Annotated in this window: 29 protein-coding genes and 1 riboswitch; of the genes, 6 read left to right on the top strand and 23 right to left on the bottom strand. The window is 26.8% G+C overall.

Annotation, left to right across the window (positions count from 1 at the left end; genetic code table 11):
* The first annotated feature begins 161 nt into the window (after window positions 1-161).
* Window positions 162-383: a hypothetical protein gene (locus RDX53_RS05810; RefSeq protein WP_195930366.1), complete on the top strand. Its 222-nt coding sequence runs from the start codon at window positions 162-164 to the stop codon at window positions 381-383.
* Between the two features lie 91 nt (window positions 384-474).
* On the opposite strand, the gene RDX53_RS05805 is transcribed toward RDX53_RS05810, so the two are convergent.
* The 3 genes from RDX53_RS05805 to RDX53_RS05795 form a co-directional block, all read right to left on the bottom strand.
* Window positions 475-621 (bottom strand): hypothetical protein, encoded by a 147-nt coding sequence (locus tag RDX53_RS05805; RefSeq protein ID WP_195930364.1) that lies wholly within the window; start codon window positions 619-621, stop codon window positions 475-477.
* 148 nt (window positions 622-769) lie between these two features.
* Window positions 770-1,291 carry a flavodoxin gene (locus RDX53_RS05800; protein ID WP_295574643.1) on the bottom strand — a complete coding sequence of 174 codons (522 nt, stop codon included), beginning with the start codon at window positions 1,289-1,291 and terminating at the stop codon, window positions 770-772.
* A gap of 79 nt (window positions 1,292-1,370) precedes the next feature.
* Window positions 1,371-2,120 carry a carboxymuconolactone decarboxylase family protein gene (locus RDX53_RS05795; protein ID WP_295574646.1) on the bottom strand — a complete coding sequence of 250 codons (750 nt, stop codon included), beginning with the start codon at window positions 2,118-2,120 and terminating at the stop codon, window positions 1,371-1,373.
* A 327-nt stretch (window positions 2,121-2,447) separates the two neighbouring features.
* Between RDX53_RS05795 and RDX53_RS05790 the strand changes: the two genes are divergently transcribed.
* Entirely contained in the window at window positions 2,448-2,933 is a 486-nt protein-coding gene (locus RDX53_RS05790; protein ID WP_195930358.1) for a hypothetical protein, read from the top strand.
* Window positions 2,934-3,182: 249 nt separating this feature from the next.
* Here RDX53_RS05790 and RDX53_RS05785 read toward each other — a convergent pair whose 3' ends face one another.
* The 15 genes from RDX53_RS05785 to RDX53_RS05715 form a co-directional block, all read right to left on the bottom strand.
* Complete coding sequence (locus RDX53_RS05785; RefSeq protein WP_295574650.1) at window positions 3,183-3,893, bottom strand: hypothetical protein; 711 nt, start codon at window positions 3,891-3,893, stop codon at window positions 3,183-3,185.
* 243 nt (window positions 3,894-4,136) lie between these two features.
* A complete protein-coding gene (gene thiE, locus RDX53_RS05780) occupies window positions 4,137-4,763 on the bottom strand; it encodes a thiamine phosphate synthase (RefSeq protein ID WP_295574652.1) in 627 nt (208 codons plus the stop codon).
* A gap of 92 nt (window positions 4,764-4,855) precedes the next feature.
* The gene (gene thiT, locus RDX53_RS05775) at window positions 4,856-5,470 is read right to left on the bottom strand and encodes an energy-coupled thiamine transporter ThiT (RefSeq protein ID WP_295733609.1); all 615 of its coding nucleotides are present in this window, start codon (window positions 5,468-5,470) and stop codon (window positions 4,856-4,858) included.
* A gap of 13 nt (window positions 5,471-5,483) precedes the next feature.
* Window positions 5,484-6,146, bottom strand: coding sequence for a thiaminase II (gene tenA / locus RDX53_RS05770; RefSeq protein WP_295572372.1), 663 nt, complete (start codon window positions 6,144-6,146; stop codon window positions 5,484-5,486).
* Between the two features lie 68 nt (window positions 6,147-6,214).
* Window positions 6,215-6,997, bottom strand: coding sequence for a hydroxyethylthiazole kinase (thiM, locus tag RDX53_RS05765; RefSeq protein WP_295572375.1), 783 nt, complete (start codon window positions 6,995-6,997; stop codon window positions 6,215-6,217).
* 69 nt (window positions 6,998-7,066) lie between these two features.
* Complete coding sequence (gene thiD / locus RDX53_RS05760) at window positions 7,067-7,870, bottom strand: bifunctional hydroxymethylpyrimidine kinase/phosphomethylpyrimidine kinase (RefSeq protein WP_195930346.1); 804 nt, start codon at window positions 7,868-7,870, stop codon at window positions 7,067-7,069.
* A gap of 239 nt (window positions 7,871-8,109) precedes the next feature.
* Window positions 8,110-8,203: riboswitch (TPP riboswitch) on the bottom strand.
* Between the two features lie 101 nt (window positions 8,204-8,304).
* Window positions 8,305-8,610, bottom strand: a complete 306-nt coding sequence (locus RDX53_RS05755; RefSeq protein ID WP_307993833.1) for a GIY-YIG nuclease family protein — start codon at window positions 8,608-8,610, stop codon at window positions 8,305-8,307.
* A gap of 161 nt (window positions 8,611-8,771) precedes the next feature.
* Window positions 8,772-8,963 (bottom strand): ferredoxin, encoded by a 192-nt coding sequence (locus RDX53_RS05750; RefSeq protein WP_295572384.1) that lies wholly within the window; start codon window positions 8,961-8,963, stop codon window positions 8,772-8,774.
* A gap of 84 nt (window positions 8,964-9,047) precedes the next feature.
* On the bottom strand, window positions 9,048-9,617 hold the full coding sequence (gene epsC, locus RDX53_RS05745) for a serine O-acetyltransferase EpsC (protein ID WP_195931405.1): 570 nt from the start codon (window positions 9,615-9,617) through the stop codon (window positions 9,048-9,050).
* A gap of 27 nt (window positions 9,618-9,644) precedes the next feature.
* Window positions 9,645-10,412, bottom strand: a complete 768-nt coding sequence (locus RDX53_RS05740; protein ID WP_307993832.1) for a cysteine synthase family protein — start codon at window positions 10,410-10,412, stop codon at window positions 9,645-9,647.
* A 187-nt stretch (window positions 10,413-10,599) separates the two neighbouring features.
* Window positions 10,600-11,109: a flavodoxin domain-containing protein gene (locus tag RDX53_RS05735; protein ID WP_195931403.1), complete on the bottom strand. Its 510-nt coding sequence runs from the start codon at window positions 11,107-11,109 to the stop codon at window positions 10,600-10,602.
* A gap of 89 nt (window positions 11,110-11,198) precedes the next feature.
* On the bottom strand, window positions 11,199-11,816 hold the full coding sequence (locus tag RDX53_RS05730; protein ID WP_195931402.1) for an NUDIX hydrolase: 618 nt from the start codon (window positions 11,814-11,816) through the stop codon (window positions 11,199-11,201).
* Window positions 11,817-11,834: 18 nt separating this feature from the next.
* Window positions 11,835-12,836 carry a GIY-YIG nuclease family protein gene (locus tag RDX53_RS05725; protein ID WP_195931401.1) on the bottom strand — a complete coding sequence of 334 codons (1,002 nt, stop codon included), beginning with the start codon at window positions 12,834-12,836 and terminating at the stop codon, window positions 11,835-11,837.
* A complete protein-coding gene (locus RDX53_RS05720) occupies window positions 12,837-13,769 on the bottom strand; it encodes a DMT family transporter (protein ID WP_195931400.1) in 933 nt (310 codons plus the stop codon). It abuts the gene before it with no gap.
* Between the two features lie 29 nt (window positions 13,770-13,798).
* Window positions 13,799-15,796: a TetM/TetW/TetO/TetS family tetracycline resistance ribosomal protection protein gene (locus RDX53_RS05715; RefSeq protein ID WP_307993831.1), complete on the bottom strand. Its 1,998-nt coding sequence runs from the start codon at window positions 15,794-15,796 to the stop codon at window positions 13,799-13,801.
* Window positions 15,797-15,886: 90 nt separating this feature from the next.
* Between RDX53_RS05715 and RDX53_RS05710 the strand changes: the two genes are divergently transcribed.
* Window positions 15,887-17,098 carry a sodium/glutamate symporter gene (locus tag RDX53_RS05710; RefSeq protein WP_195931398.1) on the top strand — a complete coding sequence of 404 codons (1,212 nt, stop codon included), beginning with the start codon at window positions 15,887-15,889 and terminating at the stop codon, window positions 17,096-17,098.
* Between the two features lie 182 nt (window positions 17,099-17,280).
* Window positions 17,281-17,589 (top strand): DUF1540 domain-containing protein, encoded by a 309-nt coding sequence (locus RDX53_RS05705; protein ID WP_243269605.1) that lies wholly within the window; start codon window positions 17,281-17,283, stop codon window positions 17,587-17,589.
* Window positions 17,590-17,622: 33 nt separating this feature from the next.
* Here the strand turns inward: RDX53_RS05705 and RDX53_RS05700 are convergent, their stop codons facing one another.
* Window positions 17,623-18,393, bottom strand: coding sequence for a 1-acyl-sn-glycerol-3-phosphate acyltransferase (locus tag RDX53_RS05700; protein ID WP_195931160.1), 771 nt, complete (start codon window positions 18,391-18,393; stop codon window positions 17,623-17,625).
* A gap of 144 nt (window positions 18,394-18,537) precedes the next feature.
* On the opposite strand from RDX53_RS05700, the gene RDX53_RS05695 reads away from it, so the two are divergent.
* A complete protein-coding gene (locus RDX53_RS05695) occupies window positions 18,538-18,789 on the top strand; it encodes a hypothetical protein (protein WP_195931161.1) in 252 nt (83 codons plus the stop codon).
* An 89-nt stretch (window positions 18,790-18,878) separates the two neighbouring features.
* A complete protein-coding gene (locus RDX53_RS05690; RefSeq protein WP_195931162.1) occupies window positions 18,879-19,070 on the top strand; it encodes a hypothetical protein in 192 nt (63 codons plus the stop codon).
* 66 nt (window positions 19,071-19,136) lie between these two features.
* On the opposite strand, the gene RDX53_RS05685 is transcribed toward RDX53_RS05690, so the two are convergent.
* The 4 genes from RDX53_RS05685 to RDX53_RS05670 all read right to left on the bottom strand — a co-directional run bounded on the left by RDX53_RS05685 (window position 19,137) and on the right by RDX53_RS05670 (window position 24,200).
* On the bottom strand, window positions 19,137-20,522 hold the full coding sequence (locus RDX53_RS05685; protein ID WP_195931164.1) for an MATE family efflux transporter: 1,386 nt from the start codon (window positions 20,520-20,522) through the stop codon (window positions 19,137-19,139).
* 153 nt (window positions 20,523-20,675) lie between these two features.
* Window positions 20,676-22,778, bottom strand: coding sequence for an SNF2-related protein (locus RDX53_RS05680; RefSeq protein WP_307993830.1), 2,103 nt, complete (start codon window positions 22,776-22,778; stop codon window positions 20,676-20,678).
* A gap of 109 nt (window positions 22,779-22,887) precedes the next feature.
* On the bottom strand, window positions 22,888-23,832 hold the full coding sequence (locus RDX53_RS05675) for a radical SAM protein (protein WP_195931168.1): 945 nt from the start codon (window positions 23,830-23,832) through the stop codon (window positions 22,888-22,890).
* Window positions 23,833-23,957: 125 nt separating this feature from the next.
* Window positions 23,958-24,200, bottom strand: coding sequence for a hypothetical protein (locus RDX53_RS05670; protein ID WP_195931170.1), 243 nt, complete (start codon window positions 24,198-24,200; stop codon window positions 23,958-23,960).
* Window positions 24,201-24,488: the final 288 nt, after the last annotated feature.

Genomic DNA, 24,488 nt, shown 5'->3' with positions numbered 1-24,488 from the left:
CTCCATTTTTAACTTTTAAAATAATAATAGCACGAAACTTTTAATTTATTCTATAGATAAGTTAAAAACTTCGTGTTATTATAAGGTATAATAAAATTTGTATATATTAAAATACTATAAATATATACTAATAATTATAATAAAATACAGTAGGTGAATATATGAACAACATAAAAATAAAACTGACAAGAGACAAGTATAACTTTAGATTTAAACAATACGAAGGAATGTATTTTCACTGTGAAATAAAAGACGACAATACAGTTAGATATAAAATAACTAAAGATGAAGCCGGAAGTGAATTAAAAGAATTTGGAAATACACATATAAAAGATAATATGATATTTATTCCTCAAATAGATGCTTATATTGATTTAAGATAAGTTTAAAAGGTGTAGCTTTACAGAAATTATATTTCTATAAAACTGCACCTTTTTAAATTATATATCGATACTTTCAACTGTAACAAGACCTTTATTTTATAAGTTGAATAAAGAATAGTACAACCACCATTACTAGTGCTACTTTAAATACTACTCCTGATACAAACTTCAATAATTTTATCGCTATTCCCGCTACTACAATTAAAAGCGCTATTCTAAATAGTAAATCTATAGTCATATCTTTCCCTCCATACAAATAAGTCTTTATACATTATATTAACATAACTCTTAAAAGTATAATACAGAAAATTTATGTACTTAGATTTAAATAAAATTAACAAATTCCTAAATTTTTATTACAATTTATGAGTTTTTATTTTATTTAATTATAATGAAGCTTTTTGTTTTGCCCATTTGCTCACTATTTCTTCAGATTTTGAGGCTTCAGATCCTTTTATAGATAAGCCATCTAATACTTTAGCTCCTTTACAAATTCTTCTAAGGTCTGCTTCACTACTTCCCATTCCACTTCCTTCATTTGTGCAAAAAGGAATTATAGTTTTGGATTCTAAATCGTAATTTTCTAAGAAACTAAATAAAACCATAGGCATAGTTCCACACCAACTTGGATAACCTACAAATATTGTGTCGTACTTATCTAAATTATCTAGATACTCTTTTAACTTTGGTCTTGCATTTTCTTTCATTTCTTTTACAGACTCTTTGACACATTCTTTATAGTTATTTGGGTATGGTATAGCTCTGTCTATTTCGAATATATCTCCTCCAACATTTTTTTGAATCATTTCTGCTATTATTTCTGTGTTTCCCTTTGATATACTTTTTATTTTTCCATCAAAATAGTTTTCACCTTTTTTAGAGTAGTATACTGTTAAAATATTTGCCATATTAACATCTCCTATAAATTTTAATTATAAACTATACTGTATACATTTAGTATATATAGTAAATGTATACCTTTTTTTATTATTTTGCAACTTCTTTTATTATATTAAGTGCATTTAATGTTCTAGGATATCCTATAAACGGCATACATTGTGATACTACTTTTATTAAGAAGTCTTTATCATTTCCTATGTTTAGATTTCCTTGGATATGAGATTTAAGTTGCATTTCGCATCCTCCTTGAGCTAGAAGAAAGCACATAGTTATCATCTCTCTTTGTTTTAAGTTAAGTCCATTTCTTGTATAGTAATCCCCAAAACAATTACCTGCTAGCCATTTATTTATATGGCGAGTATCTTCATCTCCAATATTTTGGAAGTTTCTCATATTTTCCCCGAATATAGCTACTTGAGCTTCATTTCCTTTTTCTACTCTATTTTTCCTATTTGTTGTAGCTTGTCCTTCTAATGGTAATTTTATACCTTTTTTAGTTAAAAATTCATTTACTGCATCTAAAAATGGGCGCACTCTACCGATTCCTAAATACGCAACCGACTGATATACAATTTCTTTTATCTCTACAGGACTAACCTCAAAATTATAAGCTGCTGGAAGCATCATCTTAAACTCATCAATTCCCCCACATCCTAGAAGTGTAGCTAATATAGCCATAAACTTAGTATGGTCGTCTAAGTCATTTTGATTTGTAACCTCATCAAAAGTAAAATTATCAAATAACTCTAAAAATTCTGGGTCTGTATCATATAGTTTTGATTTATACCCTGGAAACATTTTATCATTATACTCCTTTGCAAAATCTGATATTGCCATAATTATACCTCCTTAACATTTTATACCTAATTTAAATAATTATTCCATTTATGGGAATTGAACTCATCCAATTTTTTCAAGAAATAAATTCTAATTCATTGTGCTATAATAGCATTTATGCTCTGAGTTAATTCTAATTATTTTACAAGAAATTTTTATTACAAGGATCCATAATATCAATTTTTAATGTAAAATAAATCACTTATTTACAGTGTAGCACTTAGAGTTAACTTCATGTCAACAAAAGATTTTAAAAGTTTAATTTAAAGTAATATTATTTTATAAATTAGGAAAAATAAAAAAAAAGAAATTTAAAAGGAGAAAGTCATGTCAAATACAGAAAACAATTTTAAAAGTTATCTTTTATCAAAATGTACTATCGGATATGGTATTATAAATGGTTTAATAAATGCAGGAATATTCTATCTTATGGAGAAATCTCATCCAGACGCTATGTTTGGTAGTGCTGATATAATAAAAGACCTTACATTTACTACATTCTTATTAGGATTCCTTTTAGCACTTATAGTTATGCCTTTAACTGCTAAAGATTTAGAAAAAGGTAAATTTAGCTCACAAGAAGGTGTACACAAATTTGAAAAATATCTTCCAAATCACTTATTTGTGTTCTCTATAATAATAGGACTTGTTACTTGTGCTTTAACAATAATATTATCATCAATAATAGTATTCTTATTTAACATAGCTCCACTTACAGTTATGCAAATGATGATATTCAAAGGAACTATATGTGCTATATGCGGTGGTATAGCAGGATACCTATGCATAATAAAAGTTGCATATAGAAAATAATTAAATTGATTATAACCGATTTATAATAAATAAACCCTATACACAAGACACTAGAAAAAGTGCCTATATGTATAGGGTTTATTTATAATTATTTCTTTCTCTGAAAGAAACTCTGTATGATGTTGATTCCTTTTTAATTCAGAAATCAACTTTTAATATGTCTTTGTAACCTTTTTAGCGTCCTTGATAACGCTCTACTTTATAAATTACTTAGGATGCACCCTTTAACATAAAACGTTTTCATGTAATTTAAACAAGCTTTTCAAAAATTTGTTTTTCTTCAACTTGTAATTTTTTTATTCTTGTATTTATCTCTTTATTATATGATTCTACCCATTCACTACTTAAAAGGTTGTTTTCTAAATAATAAGGATATCTTCTTTTCATGCATATTATCTCATTTTGTAGTAAAAATATATCGTTTTTTAAGTCAGCTATGTTTAAATCTTTTCTCTTATTGACTTTTAAGTTTTTAAGCAACATAAGAGTTGTATCATCGTAATTTAGATAAGCATTTTTAGCTCTCTCCCATAAATTATTGCTTTTTAGACTGTATATCGATGGATGCATAACAGATATCACATCTAAAAATAATGAATCTAGCAAGTCTTTTTTACCTTTATTTTTTTCTCTAAGACTCAACACTTCTTTTGATTTTTCACATTTTACTTCTAATTCACAAATTTGTTTAGATAAAATTCCAGTTTGTCTATCTATTTCTTGTTGTATATTTTTTATTTCTTTTTCCCTTTTTAAACCAAAGTAATTTTCATAAATATTTTGTTTTATTCTAAGCTCTTTTATATTTTTATTATGTCTTAATTCTTCTATCATCAAGTCCCCAAAATGAAATAAAAATTTTGATTCTGTATAAGGCGCATCTCTCATTATCAATTTATTTTTCTCAAATAATAATTTAATGTATTTATTTAAAAGGTTATTATATTCATTTATGTTCATACAACTCCCTCCTTTTAAAAGTTTTTTCTATATTTTATGAAATACAAACTTTTAATGCCATCTAAATACTTTTCTATATATCTTATTAATTTTACATTACATATAAAAATTCCTTTTTTGATTACGAATTTTTACAAATTTTTTAAAATTACAGTATCTAAAATACTATATATTATATTTAATTAAAAAAATACCGCAAACCATCTTATAAATTTGGTCTACGGTATTTTCAAAATTTAAATATTAAATTACATCAAGCCATTTTTTGACTTCTGCATATATATCTTCTTCTTTTAATATTGCAGATATTATCACATATCCATCTGGGTTAAATTGCTTTAACTTTTCCACATTGCCTAAATTAATTCCACCGATTAATACAAATGGAATATCGACATTGTCTTTTATTTCTTTTAATGTTTCAAAAGATACGCTCTTTGCATCTAATTTTGTGCTTGTGCTAAACATTGCTCCTATTCCAATGTAATCTGCTCCGTCTTCTTTTGCACGTTTTGCTTCCTCAATAGTTCTTGCTGATACGCCTAGGATTTTATCTTCCCCTATTAGTTTTCTAGCACTTTTAGCATCTATATCGCTTTGTCCAACGTGTACTCCGTCTGCATCACAAAGTAGTGCTATATCTATTCTGTCGTCTATTATAAATTTTGCGTTGTATTTTTTAGTAAGCTCTCTTAATTTAAGTGCTTTTTCTAAAAATTCGCCGCCGTCTGCGTTTTTTTCACGAAGTTGAAGCATAGTAACCCCAGCTTTTAGCCCATCTTCTATACATTTATAAAAATCACGACCTTTTAATATATCTGAATCAGTTATCAAATACATTTTTAAGTCATCTCTTAAATTTTCCTTCATACTTCCCTCCGATTAAACTTACAACTAATTTATTTCTTATTGTATAAATTTCTATTTTTTAATTTGTACTATATTTTTTAATTAATATTTTCTTATGCACTTGCTTTATGACCTTTATTAGCTTCTCTTTTAATTTTTTCAAGCGGTAATATAGTCGCTACTATTAAGCTTAAAAAGCCTTCTACACCTGCACAAGAGAAGTTATATACTATTGAATATAACCATGGTCCCATATTAAATTGTTCTGCATATGATGCAAAGAACACAACTCCTGATACTACGTGTACACAACATTTTAAAAATACTACGATTAAGCACCCGAAAAATACTTTTACTCTTGAGTTAGATCCAAACATTCCGCTAAGACCTAAAATCATAGGTGGTATTATAAAATCTAAGAATAATTGTACTGGGTGAATTATATATCCTCCAAATAATCCTAAAACACCAGTTATAAGACCTGTTGTCATACCTTCAATTGGCCCGTATATAAGACCGATTAAAAGTATAGGTAGTGATGATAATAAGTTAATACTTCCACCTTGTGGATATTGTATAAATACTATTTTGCTAAGTATAAATGATAATCCAGAAAACATCGCTATAACTACCATTTTCTTAACAGTTAATTCAAAGTTTCTAAGTTTTATTATATATAAAACTAGAGGTATAAAACAAAGTGCTACGTATATATAATTCATATTCATAATAATTTCCTCCTTATTCTCCTTTGTAAGCCATATCCCAAAATTCTAATTCGTATATACTGGCTCTTATAAATATATCTTTTAATTTTTCTTTTGTTTTATCTGAAAGATTTTGACAAATCTCGTTTGTAAAATCTAGCCATTCATTTTTAAAAGCAACATATTCGTCGCTTGCATAAGTTTCTATCCAACTTTCAAAAAAGTTTCCTTCTAATTTATCTTTATATTTTTCTTTTAATTTTAAACCTATATAATTGTAGCTCCATGTGCATGGAAGTACAGCTGCCACTATTTCTTCTATAGTCCCTGTAATTGATATAGACTTCATATAGCTTGTATAACTTTCATTTGTCATATTTAATTTATACTTAAATTCCATATCTTCTATGTTTTCGCCAAAGTCTTTTAAATACATTATATGGTTTGCTGTTTCTGTCTCAATACTTCCTCCAATACCACTGTAAAACTTTTTAAGCTCTTTCATATTTCTGCTTTTGACACAAGCCATAGCGTATACTTTTGCGTATTCTATTAGATATAGGTAATCTTGAATTAGATATTTTCTAAATTTCTCTTTATCTAATGTCCCTTCACCAAGTTCTACTAAAAAAGGATGCTCTAAATATTTATCCCATATTTCTTTACTGCTTTCATATAAATAATCTGTAAATAACATATCTTTCTCCTCAAAACAAAACAACTTAAATATATCTGTATTTTTGAAATATCTTGTATTTTAAGTTTTTATAATTCTACTTTTGCATATTTTTCAAAAGTATTTACGTCTAATGAATCTATATTGTCGAATAAATAAGTTTTGAAAGTTCCAACACCAGGATTTGTAACATCTGCTAGTTCTCCACTTAAACTCATAGCTAAAGTACCCATAAATGCAGCTTCTATAGGCTTATCAGTACAAGGCAAGAAACTAGCAATTAAACTTGAAGACATACAACCTGTTCCTGTTAATTTTTTAAGTTTATAAGTTCCGTTAAATATTTTATATACTTTTTCACCATCACTTACTAAATCTGTTATACCAGATGCTACTACTGTGCAGTTTAATTTTTTAGCTACTGATTTTACAATTTCTGATGCATCAGAACCATCATCAAATGAGTCTACACCTTTTCCAGCAACGTCAAGTCCACCTATAAATTTAATTTCTGATATATTTCCGCGAACTACAGTGAAGTTTACTTCGTTTAATAATTTATTAGTAAGCTCACCTCTAGCTTTGCTTGCAAAAACACCAACTGGATCTAAAACTACTGGCTTATTGTATTTGTTTGCTGCTTTTCCTGCTTTTATAAATAAATCTAAGTATGATGAATTCATAGTTCCTATATTTATAACAACAGCACTTGCAATTGAAACCATATCTTCTACTTCTTCATATGAAAAGCTCATTAAAGGACTAGCTCCTATTGCTAAAGTCATATTTGCACAATCTGTTATCGTTACATTATTTGTGTAATGTAATACTAATGGATTTAATTCTTTTACTTTATCTATTAATTTATACATTTTAAATCTCCCCTATTTTTATTTAGTTATATTATTTTTTAAATACTATAAAACTTTTTATAAATTCAATTAATCTACTTTTTCAAATTTATAAAAGTGATTTACAGGTCCTACTCCATGACCTATATCAAAACTATGTCTTATAGCTTCTGTTATGTATATCTTACTAAGTCTAACAGCTTCAACTACATCATATCCAAGCGCTATGTGTGAAGTTATTGCAGAAGATAATGTGCAACCTGTTCCATGTGTATTTTTTTTATTTATTCTCTCTGATGAAAATACTTCAAATAAGTTTTCACCCATAAGAATATCTACAGCATCACCATCTAAATGTCCACCCTTCATAAGCACATATTTAGGTCCTAGGTTTAATATTTCTTTACCCGCTTTTTTCATATCTTCAACATTTTCTATCTTTATTCCAGTAATTTCTTCTGCTTCTGGAACATTTGGAGTAACTAAATACGCCATAGGTATTAAGTATTTAATTAGATTTTCTTTAGCTTCTGGTCTTAAAAGTGAGTATCCACTTTTAGATATCATAACAGGGTCTACTACTACAATTTCTGGATTATATTTTTTTAAATTTTCAGCTATTTCCAAAATAATCTCAGGGCTTGACACCATACCAATTTTTACACCTTTTGGATAAATATCTTCAAATACAGCCTTTAATTGTCCCTTTATTATATCCTTTGAAAGCTCTTCTACATCAAACACACCTTCTGTATTTTGAGCTGTTATAGCGGTTATAACACTCATTCCATAAGTCCCAATAGCACTAAATGTCTTTAAATCAGCTTGAATCCCAGCTCCTCCTGAACAGTCAGATCCAGCTATTGTAAGTGTTGGAATTTTATAATTTCTCATATCCTACCTCCTAACTAAATTTCATAAAAAAATTCACTACGTTCATGGCGCCAACGAATCGTAGATTGCCTTGCTTAAATTAATAAGTTGGAAATTATAAATCATCTAAAAACCAAATAATGTATAATTTCCTGAAAATAAAAAAAGCTGTACCGATAGGTACAGCATACTTTCTATTTTTTAATTATAATTTTTAAATATACTAAAATTGAGTATATCTAAATAAATTCTAAATAAATAACTTTTTCCGTATGCTTTCCTACGCTGGCATTATCCAGATCAGGTTTGAGGGTCAGTAAAACTTCTCAGCACATGGCTCCCCTAGCACTTATATTTTTGTTGTATCTAATACTAGATTAGTATTTATTTTTTTATTTGTCAATAAAATTTTTTAGATATATAAAAATATATATTTGTTTTAAAATTAAAATTAGCTATATATCTTTGCTATAATCTAAAATTATAAAGCCTTCTTTTTTTAAATTTTCTATAAAATCACTTGGATTTTCTATTATATTTAATTTTTGATATCTACTTTTTTGTTTTATTTTATATTCTAATTTCATAGCTTCACTCTTTGTTTTACATGAAAAATATATCTCTAAATTTGAAAATCCTCTAGATTTGGTATACTTACTGTTTATACCAGTTTGGTGTTCTCTCATTCGCCTCTTTACATCAGTTGTGTAACCAGTGTATAGAGAATTATCCTTGCATCTTATTATATATGTATAGTACATCTTTCCTCCAATATAAATTTTATAAGCTATATATAAATATATAACTTTTTTTAAAGTTTTAAAATATTTATTTATACAAATTGATGTACTTTTAATTTTTAATTATTAATTAAAAATAGTGCCAGTAAAATTATACTGACACTACTTAATTTCTTACTTTGTTATTCTTCTACGTCGATTGCATTAACTGGACAGCTGTCTCTAGCTTCAACTGTAGCATCTTTGCAATCTTCTGGAACGTCTGAAGTAATAGCTTCTGCATATCCATCATCTGCAAGTGTAAAAACTTCAGAACAAATTGATTCACATAGTCCACATCCTATACATGTATCTTTATCAACACTAGCTTTCATATTAAAACCTCCATGAATATTTTATAAACTTCTATCTTATTATTTACAGAATATAAATATTAATTCATAAAGTTTTTAATTTTTTTAAATTACATAATCAGCTACATATTCTCCATTATTTTCCACTACATCAAATTTGCGACGTGTTTTTATTTGAGCTGGAATTCCAACTGCTGTACAGTTATCTGGTACATCTTCTAAAACTACGCTATTAGCACCAACTTTGACATTATTTCCAATTGTAACTGGACCTAATATTTTTGCACCCGAGCCTATTACTACATCTGAGCCTATAGTCGGATGTCTTTTAAAGGTATTTTCATTTCCAGTTGCCCCAATTGTAGCGCCTTGATAAATCGTAACTCTGTCTCCTATTATAGCTGTTTCTCCTATAACTACTCCACTTCCGTGATCTATTAATATTCCTTCGCCGATTTGTGCACCTGGATGTATTTCAATTTGTGTAAAAAATCTTGATATTTGAGAGATTAATCTAGCTATAAAAAATCTCTTTTTAGTATAAAAAAAATGCGATATTCTATACATAATCATCGCGTGAATCGATGGATAAAGTAAAAATAATTCTATTTTATTTCTAGCTGCTGGATCTGAGTCCACTATAAATTGTAAATCTTTTCTAACATGATAAAACATACTGTATACGACCTTCCTTTATAAATTTTAAAATATTCCCATAGACATATATTTGTCTACACCGTCGGGAGCTACTGTAACTACAACCTCATCTGGATTTTCATCACATAATTTCATAGCGCCAAATATATTAGCACCAGATGATATTCCTACTAATATTCCAAGTTTATTTGCCATAAGCTTAACTATTTTATAAGCATCTTCATCAGATACTGTTTTTATGTCTTTATTTTTTTCTTTTAAATATTTTCCTACTCCTACTATAGTTCCTGCAGAACCAATTCCTGCAACAACTGTAGATACATTTTTTACTTCTTTTAGTATTTCTGGACCTGTGGTTTCATAATGTGCTTTTGGATTATCTTCATTATCAAATTGCCCTAGACATACATAATTTGAGTTTTTATCTAATAATTCATTTGCTTTATCTATTGAACCTGCCATACCCTTTGAGCCATCTGTAAGTATTAATTCTGCTCCAAATGCTTTTACTAATTGTCTTCTTTCAATACTCATAGTCTCAGGCATTATAATTATTACCTTGTATCCTTTTAGTTTGCCTGCCATTGCAAGAGCAATACCCGTATTGCCACTTGTAGCTTCAACTAAAACACTATCTTTATTTAATATTCCTTTTTCTTCTGCTCCATTAATCATATATAACGCTGCTCTATCTTTTATACTGCCACCTGGATTTGTTTTTTCTAGCTTAACAAATAAGTTCGGATATCCTATTTGTTTTAAATTTAAAATAGGTGTATTCCCTATCAAATCTAAAGCGTTGTAATATATCATTCACTAACCCTCCCATTATTTGCCATTTATCATTTTGATAATTATATTATATTATTATCATTTTGATATGTCAACCAAATTCCAGGATTTAGGTGTAAAAAATTATCATTTTGATAATAATTATTTTTACTAGATATCGATAATTATTATCAAGTATTTTATAAATAGTTGATATAAAATACTTATTTTATATCAAACTGTTATCTTTATTTCCTTCTAAAAATTTCAAGATTGGATTTATATTTTCTTTTTTGGCGTTTTTTATATCCTTTTTTAAATCGACTAAATCAGAAGTAATTTTTCCTGAGCCGTATTTCACTCTAATTTTATCCATAAAATTCAATCTTTTATAATTAAAATCTCCCATAAGTTCAAAAAATTTTATATTTTTATATTTATATGTAGGCAAGAAATTAAAAAGCATGATTTCATCTAATGTATATAAGCCTAGGCCCACATAAAATATAATAATTTGTTTATCTTTTATTTTTTGAATATTATCTTTTATAAACTCAACACCTCTTATATATCCATTTTCTATAGGTGCGCCAAATATTATAGTGTCGTAGTTTTTTAAATCAGATCCCCTTATATCAGAAAGTTCATATAAATCAGCATCTATCTTTATCGCAAGCCATCCTGCATATTTTTTTGTTGTATTGTATTTTGTTGTATAAATGATTACTGTTTTAGACATAATAAAACCTCCAATTATTTATAATAATTAATAATTAGAGGTATCTTTTGACTTTCCTTTATTATTTTGTTTTTTTAACTTTTTCTAATTTATAAAAACAGTTTTTCTCCTAATAATGCAAAGTTTTGTAACATTAAAAACGCCTTTACATCCATTTTTTCTTTTGATTTTAATATATCATTTGCTCTATCTTGTGATATTAGCATAGCTTCTATATCTTCATCATCTTCTAAGTTGTCTTTATTTAGCTCTCCATCACATGTACAAAAAACTAATGCAATAGATTCATCTGTCATTCCCGGTGAAAGATATGCTTTTTCCATTGTATAATTTTCGTTTATATCAAGTAAATTTAAACCTGTCTCTTCTTTTAATTCTCTTTTTACGGCTTGAATTATATCTTTATCTTCTTTATCTACAAGACCTGCTGGAAGTTCGTATAAGTAGTCATTTACAGGGACTCTAAATTGTTTTATTATAACTAATTTTTTATATTTTACATGATATGCAACTATACAAACAGCATCAACTTTGTCTTCTTTATTTTTTAAATAAAACTCTTCTAAAGCTTCTTTATCTTTTCTAGTAGCCACACTCCAGTGCTTATCTTGATTTAACTTATTTTTATATTCTAAGTCGTATAAACTTATAAAATCCCCTTTGTGAAGTTCCTTTATATTTTTAATTTTGTTGTTCAAATTACTCACCCTTTCATAGATATACAATTATTTAACTATTATATATCCCCTATCTTTTGTATTTTTTATATATTGATTTATTATATTTATATAATCTATTTTCTCTTTTTCAAGAGCGCTTTTTTCGCCTTTTTTTTGTGAAATAATGTCTTTTATTTCATCTGCTACATTTTTTATCTGACTTGGATATCTTGCATCGATTATCTTTTCATAATTTATCTCAAAAGATGTTATATAGTAAATCTTATATTTATAGTCTTTTATCTTTATCCAAAATACTATATCCCTGTTTAAATTTAAAAGATATTTTTGTTTTTTTACAATAGCTGAAAATAAATCGATTTCTTCTTTTATTTTTGCTGCTTCTTCAAATTTCAGATTTTGAATTTTTATATTCATCTCTTCATTTAATTTCTCTATTACAAAATTACTTTTTCCATTTAAATTGTCTTTTATATTTTTTACTATATCTAATCTTTTATCATTTTCTATATTTCCCCTACATACTCCTATACACTTATTTAAATCATAGCGTATACATTTATTTTGTTTTTTACATATTGGAAGTTTGTATATTTTTATAATTATTTCTTTTATAGTTTCAAGCTTTTTTTTAAATGAATACGGTCCAAAATAAATTCCGTCATCTTCTATTTCACTTTTTATTTTAATTATATTGTGATCTTTTTCATCTAAACATATATATTTGTATTTATCGTAATTTTTGAGAAGTGTGTTGTACATAGGTTTTAATTTGTGTATATTTTTACATTCTAAAAAAAGTGCATCAAACTCTGTATCTGTTTTTATAATCTCTATATGAGAAATATTTTTTATCATTATCTCAATTTTATTAGAGCGATCTCTTGAATTTAGAAAATAGCTTTTTATTCGCTTGTTTAGATTTTTTGATTTTCCAATATACAACAGCCTATTGTCTTTATCTTTCATAAAATATACTCCTGATGACTGAGGTATATTTTTTAGTTCGTCTAATTTATAAGTAAATTTTTCATAATCAATTTCCATTTATAAATTTTTCTCTTCACTTTCTATAATTTTAGGTTTTGGCTTTTTCTCAGATATTATTGCAGATAATAAAATTATAACTCCACCTATAAGTTGATATATCGAAAAAGGTTCTCTAAGCAAAAATATGCTAAATACTACAGATGATACGGGGTCTATATAACCTAAAATAGCTATAGACTGCGCTTTTAAGTCTTTCATAGCTGAAAAATATAGACAATACGCTATTCCTGTATGTGCTATTCCTAATACAAGTATTAAGATTATAGATTTTATAGAATCAAATACAATTTTATCTCTGTATATAACCCAAGGCAAAAGCACCATAGATGCCATAAAAATCTGTATAAATGTCTTTTTGTAGTCGTCTACGTTTTTTATAAACTTATTTAATATAATTACACTCGCATATAAACATGCCGCCATAAATGCATTTATTATGCCTGAAGTTAAGTCTATATTCACATTAGATGTGTTGGTTTTAACGATTAATATAAGCCCACACATAGCACATATTACAGCTACAACCTTTTTTGATGTTAATTTTTCTTTTAAAAATATAGGTGATACAAATATGACGATAACTGGGGCCAAATAATATACAATAGTTGCATTTGCAACTGTTATATAGTTATATGAATTAAATAAAAATACCCAGTTAAATCCTATCGCCATGCCTGATATTATAAGCACTATTATGCTTTTTTTATCTTTCTTTTTATATTCATTTTTTGAAGTTTCTAAATAAATATCTTCATCTGATTTTTTCTTACTTCTCATTTTAATTAGTAAAACAATACCAAGAAATATACTTCCTATTATTCCCCTAAAAAAAGATATCTCTACAGATTCTAAAGAAATATTTTTTACAAATACTCCGAGGCTCCCCCAAAGTAACATAGCAATTAATACTTTTATTGTCGCCTTATTCATAATATTCCCCCTTAATATAGACTTATTTATTATAACCATTTATTAATTATCTCTTCTAAATCACAGTGCATATACTCTTTTACTTCACTTCCCTTTACAGAGTAAGAAGTTCCTTTTGAACAAAATATTGAATTTGATGTAAAATCTTCATCAGCATCTTTATTGTAATTTTTTAATTCTATTATTTCGTCTTGATTGTGGCAATTGTCATATCCATCGTAGTTTAGCGAAATTCTTCCGCTTCCCTTTGTAAAAGAAATAAGTTCTAATTGGTAGTCCATAAAAGTAGAAACTGGTCCCCTTCCGCTTATTATCGATTTATTGTTTATATTTTTTATTTCGAAAGTTCCATTTAATCTTTGAATATCAGATATAACCCTTCCAAAATAATTATCATCTACTTCTATTTCAAAATTATAAAAAGGCTCTAGTATTATACTTTCACATTGCTCAATCCCCTGTCTTATAGCTCTATAAGTTGCCTGCCTAAAATCGCCACCGCTTGTATGTTTTTTATGGTCTCTTCCATCTATTAAAGTTATTTTTAAGTCGTCTAAATCAAACCCACATAATACTCCATGGTGTTTTCTTTCAAATACATGTGTTTTTACTAGATTTTGTGAGCCTATATCTAAGTCGTCTACATGGGCCTTGCTTTCAAATATTATTCCACTTCCTATATCATTTGGCTCTATTTTTAGATGAACTTCTGCATAGTGTTTTAGTGGCTCATAATGTCCACTTCCTATACAAGGCGTTTTTATACTTTCTTTATATAAAATTTCACATTTTCCAAAATCAACTTCGATATCAAATCTATTTAATATAAATTCTTTTAGTATTTCTAATTGAACTTTTCCCATTATACTTATGCTTATTTCTTTTAATTTTTCACTATAAACTACATTTAAACTCGGCTCTTCAGCTTCTAAAATCTTAAATATATCTAATACATCTTTTATATTTAAATTATCATCAAATACTACCTTTGTTCTAAGAGTTGGAATTATAGTGTCTTTTCTAGTTTGTTTTAAAAAATCTATATTGTCATTTGATTTTAAAGTTATATATTGACCTATTTCAAGGTTTGTAGGTCCTATTATGGCTCCTATTTGGCCCGCTGATATATTATTATTTATCTGCTTTTTTTCTCCATTTTTTATAAATATAGAGTTTACTTTTTCTTCTAGTATTTTATCCTTATAAAAATATTTTATCTCGTCTTTTACATTTAAGCTTCCACTTAAAACCTTTATGTACACTTCTTTATTTTTATCTTCGTATTTTATATTGCATACCTTTGCTAAAAATTTTTCATCTTCGTTGTAAGAAGTCGTAGTAAGGTAGTCAAATGCTTTTATAAAGCTTTCAATTCCTATATCATTTAATGCTGAACCTCTAAATATTGGATATATATTACAAGATTTTATTTGTTTTATTAGATTTTTATTCCAAAGCTCTCTATTGTATCCAGAGTCAAAATATATATCCATTAGATTTTCATCTCTTTCTGCTATAAAATCTATAACATCTTCACTAAAATCTTCATTTTTAAATTCATCTGTTAAATCAATTATATTTTCATCTAATTTTTGCTTTATATCTTCTAAAACTTCTTCTAAAAAATAGTTTTCGCTGTCTATTTTATTTATAAAAATAAAAGTAGGTATGTTTTTCTTTTTAAGTAATTTAAAAACTGTAGATGTATGTGACTGTACTTTTTGCACACCACTAACTACAAGTATAGCATAATCTAAAAAGTCTAGACTTCTCTCCATCTGACCACTAAAATCTATATGACCTGGAGTATCTACAAGAAAATATTCATTTTCATTATAAAAAAATCTAGCAATTTTAGAAAATACCGTTATGCCCCTTTTTCTTTCGATTTCATAATTATCTAAAAAAGTATTTTTATGATCTACCCTACCTCTGTTTCTTATCGCCTTTGTATGATATAAAATTTGCTCTGATAAAGATGTCTTTCCTGCATCGACGTGCGCTAGTATTCCGATTGTTTTAATCATTTTATACCTCTTTCTTTAATAAACTTATAATAATACTTTTTTTAGTAAATAATACTTAAAACTATATTATCACACAAAGGAGGTCTTTTGATGATTAATTTAAATTTAAATATAGTCTCTACCTTGATTTTGTCCATTATATTATATTTATTTGCAAATTTTATCAAAGATAAATTAAAGATTTTTAATACACTTTGTATCCCGACACCTGTTATAGGAGGTCTATTTTTTTCTATACTGATTTTCTTTTTAAAAAAATTTAATCTACTGGAGATAACTATGGATACGTCGCTTATGCCTTATTTTCTTTCTGCATTTTTCATAAGTATTGGTTTTTGTATAAATATATTTAGTGCAAATGGCGGCGGAAAATTATTATTTCTATATTGGCTTTTATGTGCATTTTTAGGACTTTGTCAAAATCTAATAGCAGTTTTTTTATCTAAGTTTTTACATATTACACCTCTGCTTGGCTTTATGTGTGGCGCTGTATCTATGGAAGGTGGACATGGATATTCGCTGGCATTTGGAACTACTATAGAGAGTATCGGCATAGAAAACGCCGTAGCAATAGGAATTGCCGCTGCTACATTAGGTCTTATAAGCGGAGGATTACTAGGTGGCCCTGTTGGAAAAGCTCTAATACAAAAATACAATCTAAAGCCACTTACAAGAAGTAGTAATTTATCTAATATTTCTAAGACTAAAAATAATATACCTAAAAATAAAGCAAATTTGACTCCTATGATCTTTTTAGAAAATGTCTTAATGTTGCTTTTGATTATGAATATATCGTTTTTTATATCGAACATAATAAATTTAAAAACAAATATCTTAATTCCAAATATAGTAATAGGTATGCTTTTATCTGTAATAATTTCAAATATAAATATCAAAGTTAAGTTTTTTGATTTTTATCAGGATTTATTTGAATTTGTGCAAAATGTAGCATTAGATGTGTTTTTAACTATGGCGCTTATGAGTATAGATTTATATGCATTATCTAGCTTATTAGGTCCAATAGTATGCATAGTTCTTTTCCAAGTTTTATTTGTACTTATTTATGGAGTATTTGTATGCTTTAGAGTCTTAGGTAAAAATTATGACGCTGCTATTATGGTAAGCGGTCTTATTGGACACACATTAGGCGCTACACCTAATGCACTTGCAAATATGTCGACACTTACAAACAAATACGGCAAAAGTGAAACTGCATTTTTAGTAGTGCCTATGGTAGGTGCATTTTTACTTGATGCATTTTCAATGCCTTGCATATTGTTTTTTATAAATTTTCTAAAATAAATACATAAAGCTGTATTAAAAAACATAAATTTTATCATAATAAAAAATAAAGAAATCTTTATTTTAATTTTTTATATAGATTTCTTTAATAATATTTACGTAAATTATACTTATCCACAATATAAAAGGAAGTTTATTTCCTATATATTATAAATAAAATTTATTAGAAAGTTGTGATATCTATGATGAAAAGTAATTTAAACTGTATAGTATCTAGCTGTGCATACAATCACGACGGATATTGTTATGCATCTCATATAAAAGTAAGCGGTTACGATGCTACAGATTTTAAAGATACAAATTGCGACACGTATGTAAAAGGCTCCTTTGAGTCTTTAAGTTCAAAACAAGACGACAGTATCACAAATAGCCAAAATATTAGTTGCTCTGCTAAAAACTGTACATATAACTTTTATGGAGGTTGTAATGCAGCCCATGTTTTAATATCTAAAGAAAACGGAAATTGCGATACTTTTAGAGTCAAAAACTAATAAAAGGAATCTCTGGTGAGATTCCTTTTTTATTTATATTATTTCTTGTTTCATTACTGGATTTTTTGATTGATATTTTTGCATTTCATCAATCATTTTTTCTTTTATAGTTTTTGCAAGTTCCACAGTTTTAAGTCGTGGATTTTCTAAATGTTCATATATAGGATCTAAAAATTCAACTTCTACATCTTTAGAATTTATCTTTCCTATTGGTTCATATCCTTCATATGTATTTAGAGAGTTTTTTATTACCATAGGAACTATTGGACATTTTGCTTTATATGCAATTTTTAAGGCACCTGCCTTAAAGTCAGATACTAAAGATTTAGGGTCTTTTACCCAAGTTAAATCTCCTTCTGGAAAGATAGCCATACTTTGACCTTCTTTTATATTTTCTGCACATTTATTAATGCTTTTTATACCTTCTCTATTATTTTCTCTGTTAATGTATACAGATTTTGTAATATCTATCCAATGTTTTACAATTGGGATATTTCTCCAAGTAGGGACATCTGCAATTACTACACCAACTGGTTTTGGTATACTAGATATAAGTATAAAACTATCAAGCATACTAGAGTGATTAATTACAAATAGTACGGGTTCTTTTGGAACTCTTTCCTTACCTAAAATATTTAGCTTAATATTTACTAAATCCAGAGATTTAGTAGCTTGACTTTGTAAAAACTCGAATTTTTCCTCATTAGAGTATTTTTGCGGACTTTTAGTGAATTTTCTAACAAGTGGCAAAGAGGAAATAAACCCTATAATCTGAAATATTGCGAACTTCAAATAATTAAACACTTCTCACAGCTCCTCATCTTATATATTTTTCCAATAAATCATTGTATCACAAAACTACTACTTTCGTAAATATTTTTACTAATTACAAAAAGTTTATTCTAATTTTTTTTTTAATATATAAACTTTATAAAGGGGGTTTTGTATATGGATGATAGAATACTTATAATAAATATTAATACTTTCACAGGAGAATACATAAATTTAAATTTACCTGTTGAATTTGTAAAAAGACTGATAAACAATAATTGCTTTGATTTTTTCTATTATAGAGAAGATGCTATAGACTGCGAAAAGTTTCTTAAACTTGTAAAAGATGCCTTTAATTACGAGTTGACAGGTTATATAGGCGAAATTAAAACTGTAGACAACAACCATATTGAGCTTATGATAGAGTAGATTTTTACTCATATACGATTTATATGGGATTTTCTGGGTATATATTAGGTATAGAGTATTGATTTTATATATTATGCCAGGAGGTCATTATGGATAGATTATTAGAATTAATAAATAGAAAGTTTTTAAAAGACAGTGAGTTTTTAGAATTAGAAGATAATGAAAATGTAATTTCATGTGAATATTATAGACCACATAATGCTCATTACAAGGAATTTTTAGTTACTATAAATAATAACGGCAAAATTGAAGAACATATTGTTTGCTATAAAGCAATGTAGATTAAATTATAAAAGGGATAAGTGTAAATCAAATTTACAATTATCCCTTTTTATTTTCACTTAATTTTATTGAGCTTTTGCTGTAACTTTATTTTGAGCATCTTTTGGGAAGTTTTTCTTAAAGAATATAACAAACATAGTAGTTGTTGTTAAACAAGCAATTATATCTGCTATTGGCTCTGCAAGTAATACAGCTGTAAGTCCGTCACTTATAAACATTGGTAGTATAAATATTAGCGGAACTAATAGTATCATCTTTCTAAGTAAAGCTAAGAATAAAGATATTTTAGCTTGACCTAATGATAAGAAAGTTTGTTGGCATGATAATTGCATACCGAATATTCCCATTCCAGCAAAGTATATTCTCATACTCCATGAAGTCATCTCTACAAGAGCTATATCGCCACTAAATATTTTTACAAAGAATTCAGGGAATATCATAAGTAGTGAAACTGCACACATTGTAAAAGTTAAACTAGAGATAAATAGTAATTTAAATGCTTGTTTAACTCTGTCGTATCTTTGTGCACCATAATTATAACTTAATATAGGTTGAGCACCTTGTGTAAGACCTGTCATAGGTAACATTATCATCTGCATCATACTACTCATTATAGTCATAGCACTTACTGCTATATCACCGCCGTATTTAAGTAGCTGATTGTTTAAACTTATTAAAACTATACTTTCTGTAGATTGCATTATAAATGGTGCAATACCTAAAGCCAATGTTGCTAATACTACATCTTTTTTTAGTTTTAGATGTTCTTTTCTTATTTTTAATAATGTTTTATTTCCAAATAAGAATTTAAGTACAAACATAGCAGATACAAATTGTGAAATTATAGTCGCAAGAGCTGCACCTTTTACACCTAGATTTAATCCAAATATAAATATTGGATCTAGTATTATATTAAGACATGCCCCTATTGCAACTGTTATCATCCCTATTTTTGTAAACCCTTGAGTATTTATGTATGGATTCATTCCCACAGCTATTTGAACAAATACTGTTCCTATAAGATATATAGATAAATAATCGATAGCATATTGTGCTGTATTTGAACTTCCTCCAAATGCCATTACAATTTGTTCTTTAAATATAAAGAATACTGTTGTTAAAATTAAACCAATTATAATAATTAGTGAGAAGCTGTTTCCTAAAATCTCTTCTGCACCTTCTTTGTCTTTTTGCCCCATTTTTATAGCAACTCGTGGACTTCCGCCAAATCCCACAAGTGAACTAAATGCTGTTACTAAAAGTACTATCGGAGTTACTATACCAATCCCTGCCATAGCTAAATCTCCACTTGGCATTCTACCAATAAAGATTCTATCTACCATATTATAAAGTAAATTCACTATTTGAGCTATTATAGATGGAACTGCCAAAGTAACTAAAAGTTTTCCAATACTCCCATTTTCTAAGTCTGCGTTTTTTTTCTTACTCATCTCAATCTCCTTTTTATTAATACATTTTTTGCAATAAGAAAATTATACCATATCATTTGTAAATAAAAAAACTTTTTTATTTTATACAAAAAAATATTTTATTTATATAAAACAAATTGTAAATTGTTTGTATTTATTATAAGTTAGTTATATTTACTCCATAACTTCAAATAAATCTATTATTTCATCTCTCGACAATGTCTTTATAGATTTATTTTCTTTTAGATTTAAATTTATTATTTCATCTGCTAATTCTTTTTTATATTCCTTTATAGCGTCTACCTTTTCTTCTACAGTATCTTTAGATATTAGTTTTACGACATCTACTATATTCTTTTGTCCTATTCTATGTGCTCTATCGCTTGCTTGGTCTTCAACAGCTGGATTAAACCAAGGGTCAAAGTGAACAACCATAGATGCACTAGTTAAATTAAGACCTGTACCGCCAGCTTTTAATGATATTAAAAATACTTTTTTAGATTTATTAGTATTAAAATCTTCTACTAATTCTAATCTATCTTTAGCATTTGTCTTTCCATCTAGATAATTAAATTCTATGTTTTCTTTTTCTAGTTTATCTGCTATAAGCGATAATACTTGTGTAAATTGTGAAAATACTAATATCTTTCTATCTTTGCTATATTTTATTATCCTCATAAGCATCTCTAACTTAGAGTTTTTGCCTTTATAGTTTTTAACTACTAGTTCAGGCGATATACTAAGCATTCTCAATTTAGTTAAGTATGAAAATAAAGTTATGTTGTCGCTATTTGTATCTATTATTTGTTTTTTTAGCATATTTAAAAAAGTATTGTAGACTTTTTTATGCTCTTTATCTAGTTCAACATAAAATTTCTGTTCTATTTTGTCTGGAAGTTCGTCTATAACGTCTTTTTTTCTCCTTCTCAATATAAAAGGCTTTATCATATTCTTTAAAAGATCTAAATTTTTATCGTCTCTTACAAATATCTTTTCAAATCTTAATTTGCTGTATAAATATCCAGGCATTATAAAATCAAATATAGACCAAAGCTCTAAAAGATTGTTTTCAATTGGAGTTCCTGTAAGTGCAAATTTTGATTTTGCATTTATATTTTTTATAGCATGTGTTATAACTGAATCTGGATTTTTTATATTTTGAGCTTCATCTATTATTAAATAGTCGAACTTTAAGTCTTTATATTCTTCCATATCGTTTTTATATGTAGTATAAGTCGTAAGTATAACGTCGTAGTCTTTATATTTTTGCAGTGTTTTTAGTCTTTTTTCTTTATTTGAGTATACAACTCCTACTTTTAAATCTGGTGCAAATTTCTCAAATTCGCTTTTCCAGTTGTATATAAGCGCTGTCGGAGTAATAACAATACTTTGCTTATTTTTTTCTGAAAGTAAAAATGCTATTGTCTGTATAGTCTTTCCAAGACCCATCTCATCTGCAAGTATCCCACCAAAGTTGTAATTTGATAATGTCTTTAAAAATTCAAATCCCTCAATTTGATAATCTCTAAGACTTGCATTTAGATTTTGAGGAACTTCTATATCCTTATTTAATTTATCGTATTTTTTAATTACATTATCTACATATTTTTTGCCATTTATAAAACTCATTTCTTCATCTTGTAGTATATTTTCTAAAAACATAGATTTATTATTTGGTATTTTTATCTTTTCTAAATCATCAAATAACCCCAAAATATCTATTATCTTAAATACTTTTTCTAAATCATTATCTCTTAAATCGATATAACTTCCATTAGGCATAAGGTGGTATTTATAGTTGTCTTTATACGATTTAAAAATTCTATCGTATTCACTTTTATCTACTCCCTCTATTTCTAAATTTGCACCTAAGTTTGAATTTCTAGACTGAGTTATATCAAAAATTACTTTTGGATTTATGACGACGTCTTTTTCATCTAAAGTCTCTTTATTTTTATCTTGAAGATATTTTACATCTTTTAGTACTACGGCTACCATATGTGGACATATTCTCATCTCACCTGTAGTAAATACACTATCTTGACAATCGCAACTTATATTTGATATTATCCTCGTATTATAATCTATACTTATCATAGCTGTATAAGTTCTTCTATGGTACTCATCATATACACTTCCATAAAAATTTGCATTAGATCCATTTAAGTTAGTGTAATTATTGCTTACATAATTATTTTTATAAAAGACAAAACCACTATTGTATTTTTCTCTTTGTGTATTTCGTCTAAGTATCTCACTTATATTTGAAATTTCCATATTTTCACCTCATATCTTATTATCCTATAAATTTAAAATATTATAACGTATATATTTATTACAATTAAAAAAAGAGCGTTATATGCTCTTTTTGATATAAAATTAATTTTTATAATTCGTTTATATTCCTATATGTAATATTGTTTTTTATTTCATTAAAATCTTTAGGTTTATATTTAATAATATCTTTCATCACTTCTGAAAAAGTAAGTGGTTTATTTATAAAATTAAAAATATCGTACTCTTTATTTTCATATCTACAAAGCCTTATCTTACCATCATAACTAAGTGTTATCTTGTCACAACTCCAGCAGTTTGTATCATAAAACCTAGATACTATACCTATTTTACCTCTTGAATTAGGGGTTTTGTAATAATATCTACATACTTTGTCATATGATTTTATTTTAGTCATGTTATCCATATTATTTATTATATCAGCTACATTTAAATAACCTTCGTTAAATAAACCATCTAACTTCCCTACATACATCATTTCAAAGAACCTCAAAGTTATTGGAAAATTATTTGCAAGTTGTATAAAATCATCCATCTCATCATCGTTAAAATTCTTTATGATAAGTGTATCTATAGTCGTTTCTATCCCTAAATTAAGTGCTGTAGAAAATGATTTTAATACAAGCCCTAAATTTCCTCCTCTAGTTAAAGATTCGTATTTGTATTCTTTTAGTGAATTAATCTGTATATTGACTTTGTCTAAGCCTGCATTTTTTAATTTTAGACCTTGTTCTGAAAATTTAATTCCATTAGTAGTTAAACTAACTTCTTCTATATTACAGTAATTTTTTGCATAATAAATAAGGTCAACTAAATTAGGATTTAGAAGTGGTTCGCCGCCCGTAAATTCAATTTTTCTTATCCCTAATTCTGACATTGACTTTATTATAAATTTATAATCATCCACACTCAAATATCTACCTTTATTATATGTAGCTACGTCATTATATGGCATGCAATACGTACAATTTAAATCACATATATTTGTTAAAGATATATTCAAATAATCTATATCTCTATTAAATCCATCCTTCATTTATTCAACCTCAATATCATTTTTTATACTATTATATCATAATTTAATTTATATATTGTGCATTTATATATTTTTTATATAAATATACAAAAATCCACCCTCTATATTTAGAAGATGGATTTTTTCTATCTTTTTTTAGCTTTTTTCTTTTTATTTTTAGAAATATTTTTGTTTTTATTTTCGACTTCTTCATATCCTGGAGGCGGTATCTTTTTATATATAGTTTTAAAACAATTAAATGTTATTCCTAATGCAAAAGCCGCTGCTAATAATAATATTGGCAGTTTTTTTATAAATATTATGCACACAATAAATATTATAAGTCCTACTAAACTAAAATATACATTCATCTTTTGCCATCTCTCCATATGTAACCCCTCCTTTAGTATTATATTTCGATAAAAAAATATATTATCCTTTTTTATTGTACAATTTATAATTATTTTTTCTAACTTATATTTTAAATTTATAAAAATCTACATATTATATAATTTATTTCAATATACATTGGAATAAATGTTTTCTCTCTACACTATGTTTAAAAATGTGACATATAATAAAAAACTTTTATATATTTTTTACTTTTTTTATGTGGAAATTTAATCCAAAAAGTACTATCATAAAGTAGTTTATATTTTATGGAATTGGAGGAAAAT

The sequence above is a fragment of the uncultured Intestinibacter sp. genome, assembly GCF_902468165.1.
Taxonomy (GTDB): domain Bacteria; phylum Bacillota; class Clostridia; order Peptostreptococcales; family Peptostreptococcaceae; genus Intestinibacter.
Note: the sequence above shows the minus strand (reverse complement) of the source record. Positions and strands in the feature narration are given on the sequence as shown.

Coding starts and splice junctions, on each gene's coding strand:
- RDX53_RS05790 (WP_195930358.1), top strand. CDS start 2,448: ATGTCAAATACAGAAAACAATTTTAAAAGTTATCTTTTATCAAAATGT.
- thiE (WP_295574652.1), bottom strand. CDS start 4,763: ATGAAGGAAAATTTAAGAGATGACTTAAAAATGTATTTGATAACTGAT.
- thiM (WP_295572375.1), bottom strand. CDS start 6,997: ATGTATAAATTAATAGATAAAGTAAAAGAATTAAATCCATTAGTATTA.
- RDX53_RS05810 (WP_195930366.1), top strand. CDS start 162: ATGAACAACATAAAAATAAAACTGACAAGAGACAAGTATAACTTTAGA.
- RDX53_RS05720 (WP_195931400.1), bottom strand. CDS start 13,769: ATGAATAAGGCGACAATAAAAGTATTAATTGCTATGTTACTTTGGGGG.
- thiT (WP_295733609.1), bottom strand. CDS start 5,470: ATGAATATGAATTATATATACGTAGCACTTTGTTTTATACCTCTAGTT.
- RDX53_RS05710 (WP_195931398.1), top strand. CDS start 15,887: ATGATTAATTTAAATTTAAATATAGTCTCTACCTTGATTTTGTCCATT.
- RDX53_RS05690 (WP_195931162.1), top strand. CDS start 18,879: ATGGATAGATTATTAGAATTAATAAATAGAAAGTTTTTAAAAGACAGT.
- RDX53_RS05740 (WP_307993832.1), bottom strand. CDS start 10,412: ATGATATATTACAACGCTTTAGATTTGATAGGGAATACACCTATTTTA.
- RDX53_RS05750 (WP_295572384.1), bottom strand. CDS start 8,963: ATGAAAGCTAGTGTTGATAAAGATACATGTATAGGATGTGGACTATGT.
- RDX53_RS05735 (WP_195931403.1), bottom strand. CDS start 11,109: ATGTCTAAAACAGTAATCATTTATACAACAAAATACAATACAACAAAA.
- tenA (WP_295572372.1), bottom strand. CDS start 6,146: ATGTTATTTACAGATTATTTATATGAAAGCAGTAAAGAAATATGGGAT.
- thiD (WP_195930346.1), bottom strand. CDS start 7,870: ATGAGAAATTATAAAATTCCAACACTTACAATAGCTGGATCTGACTGT.
- RDX53_RS05675 (WP_195931168.1), bottom strand. CDS start 23,832: ATGAAGGATGGATTTAATAGAGATATAGATTATTTGAATATATCTTTA.
- epsC (WP_195931405.1), bottom strand. CDS start 9,617: ATGTTTTATCATGTTAGAAAAGATTTACAATTTATAGTGGACTCAGAT.
- RDX53_RS05715 (WP_307993831.1), bottom strand. CDS start 15,796: ATGATTAAAACAATCGGAATACTAGCGCACGTCGATGCAGGAAAGACA.
- RDX53_RS05670 (WP_195931170.1), bottom strand. CDS start 24,200: ATGGAGAGATGGCAAAAGATGAATGTATATTTTAGTTTAGTAGGACTT.
- RDX53_RS05805 (WP_195930364.1), bottom strand. CDS start 621: ATGACTATAGATTTACTATTTAGAATAGCGCTTTTAATTGTAGTAGCG.
- RDX53_RS05705 (WP_243269605.1), top strand. CDS start 17,281: ATGATGAAAAGTAATTTAAACTGTATAGTATCTAGCTGTGCATACAAT.
- RDX53_RS05785 (WP_295574650.1), bottom strand. CDS start 3,893: ATGAACATAAATGAATATAATAACCTTTTAAATAAATACATTAAATTA.
- RDX53_RS05680 (WP_307993830.1), bottom strand. CDS start 22,778: ATGGAAATTTCAAATATAAGTGAGATACTTAGACGAAATACACAAAGA.
- RDX53_RS05800 (WP_295574643.1), bottom strand. CDS start 1,291: ATGGCAAATATTTTAACAGTATACTACTCTAAAAAAGGTGAAAACTAT.
- RDX53_RS05795 (WP_295574646.1), bottom strand. CDS start 2,120: ATGGCAATATCAGATTTTGCAAAGGAGTATAATGATAAAATGTTTCCA.
- RDX53_RS05725 (WP_195931401.1), bottom strand. CDS start 12,836: ATGGAAATTGATTATGAAAAATTTACTTATAAATTAGACGAACTAAAA.
- RDX53_RS05685 (WP_195931164.1), bottom strand. CDS start 20,522: ATGAGTAAGAAAAAAAACGCAGACTTAGAAAATGGGAGTATTGGAAAA.
- RDX53_RS05695 (WP_195931161.1), top strand. CDS start 18,538: ATGGATGATAGAATACTTATAATAAATATTAATACTTTCACAGGAGAA.
- RDX53_RS05755 (WP_307993833.1), bottom strand. CDS start 8,610: ATGTACTATACATATATAATAAGATGCAAGGATAATTCTCTATACACT.